This window comes from Microbacterium sp. NPDC090281, from assembly GCF_044769635.1.
GTDB lineage: Bacteria > Actinomycetota > Actinomycetes > Actinomycetales > Microbacteriaceae > Microbacterium.
This window is the reverse complement of sequence record NZ_JBIVYH010000001.1, coordinates 888713-904238: the sequence shown is the minus strand read 5'-3', so window position 1 is coordinate 904238 and position 15526 is coordinate 888713. Positions and strand designations below refer to the sequence as shown.

The following is a 15526-nucleotide window of genomic DNA, read 5'->3' as shown; positions in this document are numbered from 1 at the left end:
GCCGCGTCGTCGCGGCCTCCCGACCGATCAGGAGAAACATGAAGTTCGCGCGGCTCGGCACCCCCGGGAATGAGATCCCCGTCCTCGTGGAGGGCGACCGACACCTCGACCTCCGCTCCGTAACATCCGATGTGAACGGCGATTTCCTCGAGAGCGACTTCGTCGCCCGCGTGGCAGCCGCCCGCGAAGCCGGAGAGCTTCCGGAGCTCGCGGATGCCGCATCGATGCGCATCGGCGCCCCGATCGCCCGCCCGAGCGCCGTGATCTGCATCGGCATGAACTATGCGGCCCACGCCGCCGAGTCGGGCTCGGAGCCGCCGACCATCCCGATCCTCTTCCTCAAGACGCCGAACACGGTCGTCGGCCCGAACGACTCCGTGACGATCCCCCGCGGCAGCGAGAAGACCGATTGGGAGGTCGAGCTCGGCATCGTGATCGGCACCCGCGCCTCGTACCTCGACTCCCCCGAGGAGTCGCTCGCGCACGTCGCCGGCTTCGTCGCCGCGAACGACGTCTCCGAGCGGGCGTTCCAGATCGAGGTGTCGGGAGGACAGTGGTCGAAGGGCAAGATCGCCCCCGGCTTCAACCCGACCGGCCCGTGGCTGGTCACCCCTGACGAGGTCGACCACCAGGCGCTCGGCCTTCGCAGTTTCGTGAACGGTGAGCCGCGGCAGGACTCGAACACGAGCGACATGATCTTCACGGTTGAGCACATCGTGCATCACCTGTCGCAGTACGTGACGCTCGAGCCGGGCGACCTGATCCTCACCGGCACCCCGCAGGGCGTCGCCCTGTCGGGGAAGTACCCCTACCTCGCCGCCGGCGACGTGGTCGAGATCGAGATCGACGGCCTCGGCCGTCAGCGGCAGGAATTCGTGGCATGGGAGGCCCAGAAGTGAGCGCATTGAACGGACTGGACGGACTGGTGGCGATCGTCACCGGCGGAGCATCCGGAATCGGCGCGGCGATCGCACAGCGCCTGCACGCCGACGGGGCGACCATCGCCGTCCTCGACCGCGACACCGCCGCGGCCGACCCCGCCTTCGCCGCCTTCACGGCCGATGTCTCCGACCGCGCGAGCGTCGACGCCGCGGTGGCCGCCGTCGCCGAGAAGTTCGGACGCATCGACATCGTCGTCAACAACGCCGGGATCGGTGCGCAGGGCGACATCACGGCGAACGACGACGACGAGTGGGCCCGCGTGCTCTCGGTCAACGTCACCGGCATCGCCCGCGTCACCTCGGCAGCCCTCCCCTGGCTGCGGGAGTCTCCGTCGGCCGCGGTGTGCAACACGGCGTCCATCGCCTCGACGACGGGACTGCCGCAGCGCGCTCTCTACAGCGCGTCGAAGGGTGCCGTCGCGGCCCTCACCCGTGCGATGGCCGCCGACCACCTGCGCGAGGGCATCCGTGTGAACGCGGTCAACCCCGGCACCGCCGACACCCCGTGGGTGGGCCGACTGCTCGACTCGGCTGCCGACCCCGCCGCCGAGCGCGCGGCCCTCGAAGCGCGCCAGCCGCACGGACGCCTGGTCAGCCCCGACGAGGTCGCCGCCGCGGTCGCATACCTCGTGAGCCCCGCAGCAGGCTCGACCACCGGAACCTTCATCGAGGTCGACGGCGGCATGGCCCAGCTGCGCCTGCGCGCGGAGTAGCACCCTTCCGGGTTCCGGGTTCCGGGTTCCGGGTTCCGGGTTCCGGGTTCCGGGGTCCGGGTTCCGGGGTCCGGGTTCCGGGGTCCGGCTTCCGGGTTCCGGGTTCCGGTCGCGCTTCCGGCTTCCGGTCGCAGTTGGCGCCGCCCCCGCACGTTCCGGTCGCACTTGACGCCGTCTCGGAGCCCGCTCCACGGCAGCAACTGCGACCGGAAGCACGACACTCGAGCCACCTGTGGAAAGCAGCAACTGCGACCGGAAGCGTCGAGACCGACCCCGGACGGCAGCAACTGCGACCGGAAGCACGGCACCCGAACCACCTGTGGAAAGCCGCAGCAGCGACCGTGCAATCCTGCGATCGTGGCGCGATGACTCCGTCTCGCCCACTTCCCGCACATCTCGGTGCGTCGTTCTCCGTGCGACAGGCGCTGGATGCTGGAATCAACGCCGGCCGCCTGCGGAGGGGCGACCTCGAGACTCCGTTCCGTGGCGTTCGGCGGCTGGCGCGAACTGCTACCGTTCGCGACGAACTCGATTCCTTCGAGCGGCAACAGGTCGAGAGACGCATCCGCGCGCACGAGTACGGCCCTCGGCTGCGCTCGGGTCAGTTCCTCAGCCACGAGAGCGCCGTCGCGATCTGGGGCGGTCCCATACCTCTGGCCCTCACTGACGGACAGCCCGCCGACGGGCGCACACTCCCGGTGCACGTCACCACCCTCGGTTCTGGGCCTCTTGTCCGCGCGGACGGAGTACGAGCTCATCGACTTCGCGCACCCGCTGCCCGTCTTCTCCACCCATCTGGACTGACGGTCGCCAGCCCGGAGCTGACGTTCGCCGGTCTCGGAACCTGGAGCCTGCTCGACCTCGTCGCCCTCGGTGACTACTTCTGTCGCGTCTGGCGGGTCGGATACGGACGACCGGATCCAGGCAAGGCCTCCTATTCGACGGTGGAACGTCTACGCAGCGCGGTCGAACTCGGACGCCGCGTCGGCGCCAGCCGTCTTCGACAGGCGATCGAACTCATCCGCGAGGACTCCTGGTCTGCGCGCGAATCCACGCTGCGGTGTCACATCGTGTGGGCAGGCCTGCCTGAACCGGAGCTCAACGTCGATGTCTTTGATGACGACGGCCGGTTCCTCGCCTGCGTAGACCTCGCGTATCCGGCCCGGAAGGTCGCGATCGAGTATCAGGGGATCCGGCACGCCCAGCGCTACGCCGCAGATGTCGAGCGGATCGAGGCGCTTCGGGCCGCAGGCTGGACAGTGATCGAGGTCACCAGCGTCCTCATCGCGCGCCCGGACGACCTGATCCTGCGAATCCGACGTGCTCTCGTCAGCTCGCCCGGCATCGCTTCCGGTCGCAGTTGACGCCGCCCGGCCCACACCCCCGCGCGTTCCGGTCGCAGTTGGCGCCGCCTCGGAGGCGGCTCCGCGGCAACAACTGCGACCGGAACCACAGAGAGTGACCCCCGGACAGCAGCAACTGCGACCGGAACCACAGAGACCGACGCCCCACAGCAACAACTGCGACCGGAAGCACAGAGACCGACGCCCCACAGCAACAACTGCGACCGGATGCACAGAGACCGGAACCACAGAGACCGACGCTCAGCCGAGACCGACGCTCAGCCGGGACGACGCTCAGCCGCGATGGCCGCGGAGCCACCCCCGGATGCCGGCGCGCGGAACCTCAGCAGGTGACACCTGCCGCGGCTTGTCGGTGCCGTAGAACTGCTCGGCGTTGTGCCACAGGAGCACGTCGAGGTCGTGGCCTCGCGACTCCGCCCAGGCGATCACGGCATCAGCCCAGCGCGATCGTGCGGTCGGCTGGTAGGTCGCAGAGCCATCCTCCGGCGCGTGCGGGTCGCCGGGCTCGGCCGGACCGATCGCTGAGACGGGCCAGTCGCTCCCCCACATCAGCCGCTCGACGCCGAAGGCATCCGCGGCCACGTCGAGGAACGGCTCGAGCTGCTCGGCACTCCAATCCCCTCCGGCCTCACCCGGCAGCCCCGAGAGCTTGCAGGAGGCGTGCGGATGGCGGGCGATCTCGGCGAGGTCACGCGCCCACTCCGCCGAGGGAGCGAGCGGAGCCGCAGCGGTGCCGACGGCGGGCTTGCCGAGGTGGTCGAGCACGATCTGCAGCTCAGGGATCGCTCCGGCGAAACGGGCGATCTCCGGGAGCTGGTCGGCCCGCACGCACGCGTCGAAGGTCAGGCCACGGGCCGCGACCTCCCGTGCACCGGTCACGAACGCCGCCGAGACGGCGAGTCCGTCGGGCTCGCCCTGCAGGTTGTGTCGCACGCCGACGACGAGGGGCTCAGCCGCGAGACCTTCCAGGTGGGCGACGGTGTCGGTTCCCCGATCGAGACGGATGCCGGCGACGATGCCCACGACCCCCAGCGCCGGCGCCAACCCTGCAACCCAGCGCACCTCGTCGAGGAAGTCGTCTTCGACGGTCTCGGCCTGCACGAACACGCACGTCTCCGGCTCGGCCTGCTGCAGGCGGGCGTGCTCGAGCTCGAGGTCTGCGAAGCGGTACGCCATCGGGCCTTCGAGCCAGGTGTACGTCAGAACCTCCGGATCCCAGAGGTGCAGATGTGAATCGAGAACGCGCATGGCCCTATCCTGCCGCAGACATCCGATCAATCGCTAGGATGACGCCATGGCAGTCACCGACGAGGCGATCGAGAAGATCAAGGCGATGATCGTGGCGGGCGAGCTCGCCCCCGGTGATCGGCTTCCCCCCGAGAAGGAGCTGTCCGAACGACTCGGCCTCTCCCGGAGCTCCATGCGCGAAGCCGTCAAGGCTCTCGAGGTCATCCGAGTCCTCGACGTGCGCCGGGGCGACGGCACCTACGTGACGAGCCTGGAGCCGCACCTGCTGTTGGAGGCCATCTCGTTCGTCGTCGACATGCACGACGACGACTCGATGCTCGAGATCTTCGCCGTGCGGCGGATGCTGGAGTCGCAGGCCACGGGCCTTGCGGCAACGCTCGGCACCGACGAACAGCTCTCCGAGCTGCAGGACGAGGTCGATCGCGTCGACGCCTCGGTCAGCATCGACGAGCTGGTCGACCACGACATCCGCTTCCACCGGGAGATCGCGGCGATGTCGGGCAACGCCTACCTCGCGAGCCTGATCGAGCACTTGAGCAGCCAGACGGTGCGCGCCCGAGCGTGGCGTGGCCTCACCGAGAGCGGAGCCGTCGAGCGCACCCTGTCGGAGCACCGGGCCATCGCCGAAGCCGTCGCGCAGCGCGATGCCGGACTCGCGACCTCGCTCGCCACCGCGCACATCGCCGGCGTCGAGCGCTGGCTGCGCCAGGCCACGGCGACCTGAACCCACCCCGCGATCGGAGCCCGCCTCAGACCTGGCCCCGCCCTAAATCCGGCCCTCACACCGGCGCCCAGGCCCCGCTCAGGCCCCGCTCATGCCCCGCTCATGCCCCGAGGCGCACCATCGCGGCGTCGAACTCGGCCGCCGAGCTGTCGCTGACCTCGTGGAAGAGCACCTGGTCGAGCACGTCGGGCGCGGCGGTGAAGTAGGGCACCCCGGCCAGGCGCAGTCCCGTGATGTCGTCTGCCGATCGGAGCGATGCGGCGAGCACGTTCGAGGCGCTCCCCGCGCACACCTCCTGCATCCGGGCGATCACGGCGTCGCCGTCGATGCCTGCATCGCGCATCCGGCCGAGGTAGGGGGCGATGTACTGTGCACCGATCGATGCGCACGCGAGTGCCTGCGCCACTGAGTACACGGCCGTGACGAGCACGGTCGCCCCATCGCGCACGAGGGCGGATGCCGCGGCGAAACCCGCGGCCGTCGCTGGCACCTTCACCGCCACCCGATCGCCCAGTGCGCGGATGCCATCGGCGTTGCGGAGGAACGAGTCGGTGTCGCCGCCCCAGGTCTGGAAGAAGATCTCTCGCGCCCCCTCCGACTCCCACCGGGCGTAGAGCTCGGGGATCTCCGCGGCGGTGCGACCACCGCGTTCGAGGATGGTCGGGTTCGTGGTGACGCCGTGCACGACGCCGGCGGCGAGCAGCCGGGAGACGCGGTCGACATCGGCGCTGTCGACGTACAGGCGTGGCGCGATCGGGTTCATCGGGGTCTCCTCGCGGACAACCTGTCGTTACAGGTGGCGTTTCGGCTAATGTAATGACAGCCACCGCGGTCTGTCAAAGCGTCGGCTATGCCTGCCGTCGAAGAAGATCAGGAGTGAGATGACCACCGCACACCCCGAAGACCGTTCCGGCGTCGTCATCGTCGGCAGCGTGACCGCCGACGTCACCACCTTCTCCCGGCGACTCCCGGCCAGGGGCGAGACGATCCTCGGCGACGAGTTCACCCTCATGCTGGGCGGCAAGGGCGCGAACCAGGCCGTCGCAGCCGGACGCTCCGGCGCGCGAACGAGCTTCGTCGGCTGCGTGGGCGACGACCTCTTCCACGACCTGGTCGTCGACGGGCTGACCGCGGCCGGTGTCGATCTCACGCATCTGCGAACGGTCCCCGGTCCCACCGGCGTCGCGCACATCCGCGTCGACGCGTCGGCGCAGAACGACATCGTGATGGTGCCGCTGGCCAACGCCGCCCTGAGCGCCGCGCAGATCGACGAAGCACTCGCGGCCCTCGCCCCCACGACCTCCGTCCTTCTCACTCAGCTCGAGACGCCGTCCGCACTCACCGCTCACATCACCGCGCGCGGACGTGAGCACGGCATGACCGTCATCCTCGACCCGGCACCGGCCGCCGAGCTCGACGCCGCGATCTGGCGGAGCATCGACATCGTCACCCCGAACGAGACCGAGGCGACGCTGATCAGCGGCATCGAGGTGACGGATGCCGCGTCGGCCGAACTCGCCGGACGCTGGTTCCTCAACCAGGGCGTCGGCGCCGCCGTGATCACGCTCGCGGGCCAGGGGTCGTGTGTCGTCACGGCCGAGGGCGCATCCGTGATCCCGCCGTTCCCCGTCGAGGCGATCGACACGACCGCCGCGGGCGACGCCTATGCCGGCTATCTCGGCGCGGCCCTCGCGAACGGCAGCACTCTGGCGGATGCCGTGCGTCTGGCCACCGCGGCCGGCGCGCTGACCGTCACGAAGCAGGGCGCGTCGCCGAGCCTGCCGCATCGCGCCGAGGTCGACGCGTTCCTGGCTGAGCGCGCGGCAGCACCCGTCGCGAGCTGAACCTGCGATCTGAGCATCCGGAGAACCGAGGAGAAACATGCGCAAGACAGCCACCACGATCAACCCGGCGCTCTCCCGGGTGATCAGCGAGACCGGGCACACCGACCTGCTCGTCGTCACCGACGCCGGCCTCCCGATCCCTCAGGGCTCGGAGCGCATCGACCTGGCGTATCGCCCCGGGGCTCCGGCCTTCCTCGACGTGCTCGATACCGTGCTCGCCGAACTGGTGGTCGAGGGGGCGACGGTCTCGGCCGAGGTCGCCGAGAAGAGTCCGGAGGTGCTGGTGGCGCTGCGGGAACGGTTCGCCGGCATGGGGTTCGAGATCGAGCTCATCCCGCACGTCGAGTTCAAGAAGCTCAGCCAGGGCGCCCGCGCGTTCGTGCGCTCCGGCGAGTTCACCCCCTACGCGAACGTGATCCTGCACGCGGGGGTGGCGTACTGATGACCATCGTCGACGACGCGATCGACCGTCACTCCGCCGCACCCATGTACGACCAGCTGCGCCAGCTGATCATCGACGGCATCGCCCGCGACGGCCTGCAGCCCGGCGACCCGCTGCCAGGCGAACACCGGCTGTGCGAGCGGTATGGCATCTCCCGGACCGTCGTGCGTCAGGCGCTCGCCCAGCTCGAGCACGAGGGGCTGGTCGAGCGCGTGAAGGGCAAGGGAACGTTCGTATCCCGCCCCCGCACGAGCGAGAGTCTCGTGCACACGCTCGTCGGTCTCTACGACGACGTCGAGCGCCGTGGTGGGCACGTGCACAGCGACGTGCTGCGGCACGAGCAGACGACGGCCGATGAGGAGGTCGCGCTCGCTCTCGAGGTGCCCGTCGGCTCGCCCGTGGTCGTCCTGGAACGACTGCGCCACGTCGACGGCGAGCCGTGGTCGCTGTCGACGACCTGGATGCCCGATGCGGTCGGTTCCGTCACGCTCGGCGCCGACCTGACCGAGGGCTCGCTGTACCGGCTGCTCGCCGACAACGGCATCGTCGCGACGCACGGTGTGCGCTCGGCGGAGGCGACCGTGGCCACGCACGAGCAGGCGCAGCACTTGGGCGTCAGCGCCGGGTCGGCCCTGCTGCGGCTGCGCAGCATCAGCCGCAGTGCCGACACCACACCGATCGAGTACTTCATCGCGTATCACCGCGGCGACCGCTCGCGCTTCGAGTTCCAGCTGCAGCAGGAGCAGTCGCAGGCCTCGCTCCTGCACGTCGACGGCGAAGGTGGGGCGTCCCGCGCCGGGACGGTCGGCTGAGGAGACCCTGTCGGCGCTAGCGCGCCGGGTGTACCGTCACCGCATGATCACCGACGATCCCACCCTCACGAACCCCGATCACTACCGCACGCTCTGGGAGAACGAGCACGTCCGCGTACTCGACTACACCGACCAGCCCGGCGACGAGACGACGCCGCACGACCATCCGAACAGCATCCTGGTCACCCTCAGCGACTTCTCCCGCCGCCTCAGCCTGGGCGAGCGCACCTTCGACACCGTCCTCACCGCGGGGCAGGCCGTCTGGTTGCCCGCGCAGCGCCACTCCGGCGAGAACACCGGCACGACGCCGACCCACACGATCCTCATCGAGCTCAAGGGCGATGCGGCGGGCGAGCCGACCGCCACCCACCTCGGCCCGGAGCATCCCGCCGCCGCGTGATCGGCCAGAGCGCCCGGCTGAGCGACAGGTAGTCTCGAGGGCATGAGCGACTGGACCAGCACCGCGATCGCCCTGCTGGAAGCCGATGCCAACCGCAGCGCCGATACGCACCTGCACCTCTTCCCGCTGCCTCCCGAGTGGGGCATCGACCTGTACCTCAAAGACGAGTCCGTGCACCCGACGGGCTCTCTCAAGCACCGCCTCGCGCGCTCGCTCATCCTCTACGGCCTGGTCAACGGGCGCATCCGCGAAGACACCACGCTCGTGGAGTCGTCGAGTGGGTCGACTGCCGTCTCCGAGGCGTACTTCGCCCGCATGCTCGGGCTGCCGTTCATCACGGTCGTGCCCCGTTCGACCGTGCAGGAGAAGATCGACCTCATCGAGTTCTACGGCGGCACCTGCCACTTCGTCGACCGCGCCGAAGACATGTCGCCGGAGGCGCAGCGCCTCGCGTCGGACTGCACCGGCCACTACCTCGATCAGTTCACGTTCGCCGAGCGCGCGACCGACTGGCGAGGCAACAACAACATCGCCGAGAGCGTGTTCAGCCAGCTCTCCCAGGAGCGGCATCCGATCCCCACCTGGATCGTCACGGGTGCCGGCACCGGTGGCACGAGCGCGACCTTCGGACGGTATGTGAAGTACCGGATGCACGACACGAAGGTCGCGGTCGTCGACCCCGAAGGTTCGGCGTTCTACGACGGCTGGGCCGGGACTGTGGATGCGCCGGCCGGGCGTCCGAGCCGCATCGAGGGCATCGGTCGCCCGCGGGTGGAGGCCTCGTTCGTGCCCACCGTGATCGACGAGATGATCCAGATTCCGGATGCCGGCTCGATCGCCGCGATCCGCCTGCTGCGCGAGCGCACCCTGCACTGGGCCGGCGGCTCGACCGGCACGAACCTCTACGGCGCGTTCCAACTCATCGCCCGGATGCGGGCCGCGGGCGAGACCGGCAGCGTCGTGACCCTGATCTGCGACAGCGGCGTCCGCTACGCCGGCACCTACTACTCCGACGAGTGGGTCGCAGCCCAAGGCTGGGACCTCGCCCCGCACCGGGCACGGCTCGAGAGTTTCCTGGAGACGGGCGTCTGGGTGGAGTGAGTGCTGCGGGCTACGCTGGCCGCATGACTACTCTGATCCTCACCGTCGCGGGTGCAGACCGTCCTGGCCTCGTGGCCGCCGTCGCCGATGTCGTGGATGCGCACGGCGGCAACTGGGAGAACAGCTCGCTGGCTGAGCTCGCCGGCACGTTCGCGGGCGTGATCGAGGTCTCGGTCCCGACCGAGCAGGCGGCAGAACTCGAAAGCGCCCTGCGCGGCCTCCAGGGCCAGGGACTCCTCACGCTCGCCGTGCTCACCGGGACCCCGGACGCCGCCGCCGACGACGATCAGCTGCTCGAGATCCAGGTGCTCGGCAACGACCGCCCCGGCATCGTGCGCGAGGTCTCCGGCGTGCTGAGTGCGCATGCCCTGAGCATCGAAGAGCTGGCGACCGAGACCAGGGATGCCGCGATGGCAGGCGGCCGCCTGTTCGAAGCGTCGGTCACCGCGAAGGTCCCCGCCTCCGTCGATCTCGACGCCCTGCGCGCCGACCTCGAACGCATCGCAACCGAGATCCAGGTCGACATCACGCTTTACTGACCGGCCCGCGACGTTAACCGGTCCCGCGGGCGCTCAGTCCTCGAGCCCCGAGTACTTCCGCACCCAGTACTCCGTGTACGCCACGTGTGCGGAGGCCGCAGCGCTCGCGGCGACGGGGTCGGCGGCGGCGAGTCCGCGCAGGATCGCGCGGTGCCCGGCATCCGAGTGCACCTTGAGCTCTGCTGCATCTTCGGGGTCGGAGATGCGATAGGCCCGCGAGCGCGATCGCAGCACGTCGATCAGACTGGTCAGCGCCTCGTTCCCCGCGACGCCGGATATCGCCATGTGGAACTCGTGGTCGAGCCGCGACTGCAGCTCGAAGTCGGTGGTCGATTCGATCTCGTCGAGCACGCGGTCCAGTGACTCCACGGTCTGCTCGTCGATGCGTGCGGCGGCGAGCGCAGCGGCGTGCGGTTCCAGCACCCGGCGGAGCTCGGTGAGTTCGAGCACTCCGGCCATCGGCAGCAGGCCGACCGTGAGCGAGAGGCTGCCGATCAGGTCGGCCGCACGAAGCTCGCTGACGTAGCTGCCCGAGCCATGGCGCGTATCGAGCACACCGAGGGCAGCGAGCATCCGGATCGCCTCACGGAGGGAACCGCGGGAGACGCCGAGCCGTTCACAGAGCTCGCCTTCGCTCGGCAGCCGGTCGCCGGGCCGCAACGTGCCGTCGGCGATCAGCGCCCGCAACCCGTGCAGCGCCGTGTCGAGTGCGCTCATCGTCATCCTCTCTGACACTCCGCCACCCCTCGTGAAGTCTGTCGGAACTCCCCCCACAGGGAACTCGTATGACAACTATGTTTCAAGATTAGGTTTTCGTGGCGTATTTCGTGGGCATGTGGCAAAGTTGTGCAACAACTCGCCCCACTCACCGATGAGGATCGATGTCCGCACCGCTGTTCCCCGCACCGCTCACGCTGAACTCCGGCATGCGAGCGCGCGACGCCTGGCCCCTCGACCCGGCAGTGATCCACCTCAACCACGGATCCTTCGGCGCCGTCCCGTCCGTCGTCGTCGAGCATCAGGACGCCCTGCGCCGTCGCGCGGACCTCAGCCCGGTCGAGTGGTTCCCGCGCATCGCCGAACGCGTGCAGGAGGCCCGCGAGCGCACCGCCCCGTTCGTCGGTGCCCGCGCGCAGGACAGTGTGTTCGTGCCCAATGCGTCTGCGGCCGCGACGGTCGTCTACAACGCCCTGCAGCTGGAAACCGGCGACGAGATCCTGGTGACCGATCAGGGCTACGGCGCCATCACCATGGGAGCCGAGCGCCTCGCCAGCCGCTTCGGCGCCCGCGTGCGCACCGTCGCCCTGCCCCTGCTCGCCTCCGACGACGAGATCGTGCAGCTCTTCGTCGATGAGCTCACACCCCGCACCCGCCTGCTCGTGATCGACCAGATCACCTCCCCGACCGCCCGGCTGCTGCCCACTCGACGCATCGCCGACGCGGCGGCCGAACGGGGCGTGCGCACGCTCGTCGACGGCGCCCATGCCCCGGGCTTGATTCCGGATGCGGCCGCGGTCGCGGGTGGCGACTGGTGGTTCGGCAACCTGCACAAGTGGCCCTGCGCGCCGCGAGGATCCGCCCTGCTGGTCACATCCGCCCAGGACCGCGACGAACTCTGGCCGCTCATCGACTCCTGGGCAGCGCGCGAGACGTATCCGACCCGCTTCGACACCCAGGGCACGATCGACGCCACCACGTACCTGGCCACCCCGACCGCCATCGACTTCATCGAGGAAGAGTTCGGCTGGGCGGCAGCGCGCACGGCGATGGCGGAGATCGCCGATGCCGGCGCCGAGCTGATCGCCGAAGCACTGCGCCCGTACGGCGACGAGGACCCCCTGACCCCACTCCCCTCACCCGTGCCGTCGATGCGACTCGTGCGTCTTCCGCTCGGACTCGGTGCGACGCGCGAAGAGGCCGATGCCCTGCGCATGGACCTGCTCGACGAGGTCGGCGTCGAGACGGCCTTCACGAGCTTCCGCGGCATCGGCTACTTCCGACTCTCCGCCCACCTCTACAACGAGGCCGCCGACTACGAGGCCTTCGTCGAGCGCTGCATCCCGCAGATCCTGAGCCGTGCCGGCATCCGCCGCGCCGACTCCCTCATCCTTCCCTGACCGCATCCGTCCCCCCACCCGACCGCAACACCCACCCCCACCCCACCGAGAGGCACATCGTGAAGAACAAGATCTTGACGACCGCAGCGGGATTCGGCACCGTCGCCGTCCTCGCTCTCACCGGCTGTTCCGCAAGCTCCGGCCCGTCCGCCGACGGCACCGTCACCTTGCAGATGGTCGAGAGCCTGACCAACCCTGCGCGCACCGAGCTCCTGCGCGGGCTGCTCGACGACTTCGAGAAGGCGAACCCGAAGATCACGGTCAACCTCGTCTCACCGCCCACCGAGCAGGCAGATGCGAAGATCCAGCAGATGCTGCAGTCCGGCAAGGGCGTCGACGTGCTGGAAGTCCGTGACATCACGGTCGGCCCCTTCGCCAACAACGGCTGGCTGTACGACCTCGCCCCCGACCTCGAGAAGTGGGACGGCTGGGATGCTCTGACCGACAACGCCCAGTCCGCCTCGGTCGCCGCCGACGGCAAGAGCTACTTCGTGCCCTACGGCTTCTACGGGCTGTCGCTGTTCTACCGCACGGACCTCGTGAAGGACGCCGGCTTCGACGGTCCGCCGCACAGCTGGAAAGACCTTCTGGAGCAGGCGAGCAAGATCCAGGACCCGTCGAACAACATCTACGGCTACGCCTTCCGCGGTGGCCAGAACGCCAACAGCAACGTGGTCGCGGCCATCGAGGCGTACACGATCGACGGACTCGACGTCGACGACGCGTTCCTCATGGAAGACGGCTCGACGATCTTCGCCGCCCCCGAGGCGCAGGATGCCGTCGACGACTACTTCGACCTGTTCACGGAGGCCTCCCCGCCCTCGGCCGTCTCGTGGGGCTACCCCGAGATGGTCGCCGGCTTCACGAACGGCACCACCGCATTCCTGCTGCAGGACCCCGAGGTCATCGCGACAGTGCAGGACTCCTCGCTGACGGAAGACCAGTGGGACACCGCTCCGCTGCTCGTCGGCCCGTCGGGCAAGGCTGCGCAGCCGCTCGCCGTCGCCGGCTGGGGCGTCGCAGAGGCCAGCGAGAGCAAGGAGGCGGCCGTCAAGCTGGTCGAATTCCTCTCATCGGCCGAGCCCGCCACCGAGTTCGCGCAGGCCAACAGCCTGGTGCCGATCATCTCCGCCGCCGCAGACGACGAGTTCTACGCCTCCGGCCCCTGGACGAGCTACGTCACGATGACGGATGACCCGGAGACCTACGTCAACGTGCGCCAGCCGCGCGGGGTCAGCTGGTGGACCGAGTGGATCCAGAAGTCCGACCAGGACGTGCAGAACGTGCTGCTGGGCAACATGTCGACCAGCGACCTGCTGGCCTCGTGGGATGCGTTCTGGACCGAGAAGTACGCCGCGGAAAAGGGCTGACCTGTGGCCCGCACCGCTCTTGAGGGAGGCTCCGTCGGCACTGCTTCGAAGCAGGCAGCCGTCGGGGCCTCCCCGGCATCCCCTCGACGCCGCCCGTTCCGTGGCCGCCAGGCATGGACGCTGCTGGCCTTCCTCGCGCCGGCGATCGTCTTCGTCTGCTGGTTCACCTACTGGCCGATGCTGCAGGGCGCGCGCATGGCCTTCCACGACTGGAATCTGTGGGACCTCACCTCGACGCCGTTCGTGGGCTTCGACAACTTCCTCGCCGTGTTCCGCGATCCGGCCTTCCCGACCGTGGCGTGGAACTCGGTGCTGTGGGTCGTCGGCTCGCTCGTGCCGCAGCTCGTGATCGGGTTCCTGATCGCGCTGGCCCTGCGCAAGAAGTTCCGCTTCCGCGGGCTCTACCAGGCGCTCGTGTTCTTCCCGTGGGCGGTGTCGGGCTTCCTGATCGGCATGCTGTTCCGTTGGATGTTCAACGCCGAGTTCGGCGTGGTCAACGACCTGCTCATGAAGGCGGGGCTGATCGACGCACCGCTTCCCTGGCTGGCCGATCCGAAGCTCGCGATGTTCGCGGTGATCGTCGCGAACGTCTGGTACGGCGTGACGTTCTTCGCGATCATGATCCTCGCAGCCCTGCAGTCGGTGCCCGACGAGATGCTGGAGGCTGCGAGCCTCGACGGCGCGGGCAAGTTCCGGCAGCTGTTCTCGATCATCATCCCGTACATCTCGATGACGCTGCTGCTGACGATCCTGCTGCGCGTGATCTGGATCTTCAACTTCCCCGACATCATCTACGCGATGACCAACGGCGGCCCCGCCAACCAGACGCACATCATCACGACCTGGATGATCAACTACACCCAGCAGGGCAACTACGGCTTCGCGAGCGCGATCGGCCTCATCGTGATGGCCGTCCTGTTCGTGTTCTGCGCGTTCTACCTGATGGCGATGCGGAGAGTGCAGCGATGACCATGACAGACACCTCCCGGACGGGGTCCTCGATCACCGAGACCCGGCGCATCACCGTGCCGGATCCGGCATCCGCACCGCGTCCGAAGCCCCGCGTCACGATCGGCGGCGTCGTCCGCGTCGTGAGTCTCGGGCTCTGGCTCGTGATCACGCTGTTCCCGCTGTATTGGATCGCGCTCACGTCGATCAAGTCGCCGGGCACGATCAACCGCTTCCCGATCGAGTACTGGCCGAGCGAGCCGTCGCTCGAGAATTACATCAGCCTGTTCCAGAAGAGCTCGTTCGGTGTCTTCCTCGGCAACTCCGCCCTGGTCGCCGTTGTCGGCGGGGCGGTGGCGACGCTCATCGCCCTGCTGAGCGCCTACGTGCTCGCCCGGTTCGAGTTCCGCGGCAAGGGCGCGGTCCTGATCGCGTTCCTGCTCACGCAGATGATTCCGGCGTTCATCGCGTTGGGCCCGCTCTACTCGATGATGACCGACCTGGGCCTGGTCGACACCAAGCCAGGACTCATCCTCGTCTACATCGCGATCTGCATCCCGTTCTCGACGGTCATGCTCCGCGGCTTCTTCGAGAACGTGCCGGATGCGCTCGAAGAGGCGGCGATGATCGACGGATGCTCACGCCTCGGCGCCCTGTTCCGGGTGCTCGTGCCGGTCATGACCCCCGGCATCATCGCAGCGTTCATCTTCAACTTCGTGAACTGCTGGAACGAGCTGTTCCTGTCGGTCGTGCTCATGAACACCGATGCGAACCGCACCGTGCCCTCGGCGCTGAACGGCTTCATCTCGACGTTCAACATCGACTGGGGTTCGATGAGCGCCGCGGCCGTCCTGACGATCCTGCCGACCATGGCGATGTTCGCACTCGCGAGCCGCTGGATCGTGCAGGGCCTGACCGCCGGCGCCGTCAAGGAGTAAGACGGTCGCACCGCGCAGCGAGAAG

Annotated in this window: 17 protein-coding genes; 14 read left to right on the top strand and 3 right to left on the bottom strand. The window is 68.8% G+C overall.

Features of this window, described 5'->3' with window-relative positions; all coding sequences use genetic code 11:
* Nucleotides 1-38 precede the first annotated feature (38 nt).
* From ACIQTX_RS04325 to ACIQTX_RS04315, 3 genes are all read left to right on the top strand, one after another.
* The gene (locus ACIQTX_RS04325; protein WP_402969339.1) at nucleotides 39-899 is read left to right on the top strand and encodes a fumarylacetoacetate hydrolase family protein; all 861 of its coding nucleotides are present in this window, start codon (nucleotides 39-41) and stop codon (nucleotides 897-899) included.
* Between the two features lie 5 nt (nucleotides 900-904).
* A complete protein-coding gene (locus ACIQTX_RS04320; RefSeq protein ID WP_402972952.1) occupies nucleotides 905-1654 on the top strand; it encodes an SDR family NAD(P)-dependent oxidoreductase in 750 nt (249 codons plus the stop codon).
* A gap of 365 nt (nucleotides 1655-2019) precedes the next feature.
* Nucleotides 2020-3018: a DUF559 domain-containing protein gene (locus ACIQTX_RS04315; RefSeq protein WP_402969336.1), complete on the top strand. Its 999-nt coding sequence runs from the start codon at nucleotides 2020-2022 to the stop codon at nucleotides 3016-3018.
* Between the two features lie 273 nt (nucleotides 3019-3291).
* Here ACIQTX_RS04315 and ACIQTX_RS04310 read toward each other — a convergent pair whose 3' ends face one another.
* Nucleotides 3292-4266 carry an amidohydrolase family protein gene (locus ACIQTX_RS04310; RefSeq protein WP_402969333.1) on the bottom strand — a complete coding sequence of 325 codons (975 nt, stop codon included), beginning with the start codon at nucleotides 4264-4266 and terminating at the stop codon, nucleotides 3292-3294.
* Between the two features lie 46 nt (nucleotides 4267-4312).
* On the opposite strand from ACIQTX_RS04310, the gene ACIQTX_RS04305 reads away from it, so the two are divergent.
* Entirely contained in the window at nucleotides 4313-4990 is a 678-nt protein-coding gene (locus ACIQTX_RS04305) for a FadR/GntR family transcriptional regulator (protein WP_028500787.1), read from the top strand.
* A 100-nt stretch (nucleotides 4991-5090) separates the two neighbouring features.
* On the opposite strand, the gene ACIQTX_RS04300 is transcribed toward ACIQTX_RS04305, so the two are convergent.
* Nucleotides 5091-5753, bottom strand: coding sequence for a transaldolase family protein (locus ACIQTX_RS04300; protein WP_402969329.1), 663 nt, complete (start codon nucleotides 5751-5753; stop codon nucleotides 5091-5093).
* 118 nt (nucleotides 5754-5871) lie between these two features.
* On the opposite strand from ACIQTX_RS04300, the gene ACIQTX_RS04295 reads away from it, so the two are divergent.
* The 6 genes from ACIQTX_RS04295 to ACIQTX_RS04270 are packed head-to-tail and all read left to right on the top strand — an operon-like array spanning nucleotide 5872 to nucleotide 10128.
* Nucleotides 5872-6834 (top strand): ribokinase, encoded by a 963-nt coding sequence (locus ACIQTX_RS04295; protein WP_402969326.1) that lies wholly within the window; start codon nucleotides 5872-5874, stop codon nucleotides 6832-6834.
* A 37-nt stretch (nucleotides 6835-6871) separates the two neighbouring features.
* Entirely contained in the window at nucleotides 6872-7276 is a 405-nt protein-coding gene (gene rbsD / locus ACIQTX_RS04290) for a D-ribose pyranase (RefSeq protein ID WP_402969323.1), read from the top strand.
* Complete coding sequence (locus ACIQTX_RS04285; protein ID WP_402969320.1) at nucleotides 7276-8088, top strand: GntR family transcriptional regulator; 813 nt, start codon at nucleotides 7276-7278, stop codon at nucleotides 8086-8088. The genes rbsD and ACIQTX_RS04285 overlap by 1 nt, the downstream gene beginning before the upstream one ends.
* A gap of 43 nt (nucleotides 8089-8131) precedes the next feature.
* Nucleotides 8132-8488, top strand: a complete 357-nt coding sequence (locus tag ACIQTX_RS04280) for a cupin domain-containing protein (protein WP_402969317.1) — start codon at nucleotides 8132-8134, stop codon at nucleotides 8486-8488.
* A gap of 42 nt (nucleotides 8489-8530) precedes the next feature.
* Nucleotides 8531-9589 (top strand): PLP-dependent cysteine synthase family protein, encoded by a 1059-nt coding sequence (locus tag ACIQTX_RS04275; RefSeq protein ID WP_402969314.1) that lies wholly within the window; start codon nucleotides 8531-8533, stop codon nucleotides 9587-9589.
* 23 nt (nucleotides 9590-9612) lie between these two features.
* Entirely contained in the window at nucleotides 9613-10128 is a 516-nt protein-coding gene (locus tag ACIQTX_RS04270) for an ACT domain-containing protein (protein ID WP_028500793.1), read from the top strand.
* A gap of 33 nt (nucleotides 10129-10161) precedes the next feature.
* On the opposite strand, the gene ACIQTX_RS04265 is transcribed toward ACIQTX_RS04270, so the two are convergent.
* Nucleotides 10162-10845 carry a FadR/GntR family transcriptional regulator gene (locus ACIQTX_RS04265; protein WP_028500794.1) on the bottom strand — a complete coding sequence of 228 codons (684 nt, stop codon included), beginning with the start codon at nucleotides 10843-10845 and terminating at the stop codon, nucleotides 10162-10164.
* A gap of 164 nt (nucleotides 10846-11009) precedes the next feature.
* Here ACIQTX_RS04265 and ACIQTX_RS04260 point away from each other — a divergent pair, with 164 nt between their 5' ends.
* Genes ACIQTX_RS04260 through ACIQTX_RS04245 form a run of 4 tightly spaced genes read left to right on the top strand, consistent with a single transcriptional unit; the run spans nucleotide 11010 to nucleotide 15501 of the window.
* Nucleotides 11010-12245, top strand: coding sequence for an aminotransferase class V-fold PLP-dependent enzyme (locus ACIQTX_RS04260; protein ID WP_402969310.1), 1236 nt, complete (start codon nucleotides 11010-11012; stop codon nucleotides 12243-12245).
* Nucleotides 12246-12304: 59 nt separating this feature from the next.
* Entirely contained in the window at nucleotides 12305-13615 is a 1311-nt protein-coding gene (locus tag ACIQTX_RS04255; RefSeq protein ID WP_105527464.1) for a sugar ABC transporter substrate-binding protein, read from the top strand.
* A 3-nt stretch (nucleotides 13616-13618) separates the two neighbouring features.
* Complete coding sequence (locus ACIQTX_RS04250; protein ID WP_402969307.1) at nucleotides 13619-14584, top strand: carbohydrate ABC transporter permease; 966 nt, start codon at nucleotides 13619-13621, stop codon at nucleotides 14582-14584.
* Nucleotides 14581-15501, top strand: a complete 921-nt coding sequence (locus ACIQTX_RS04245) for a carbohydrate ABC transporter permease (protein ID WP_402969304.1) — start codon at nucleotides 14581-14583, stop codon at nucleotides 15499-15501. The genes ACIQTX_RS04250 and ACIQTX_RS04245 overlap by 4 nt, the downstream gene beginning before the upstream one ends.
* Nucleotides 15502-15526: the final 25 nt, after the last annotated feature.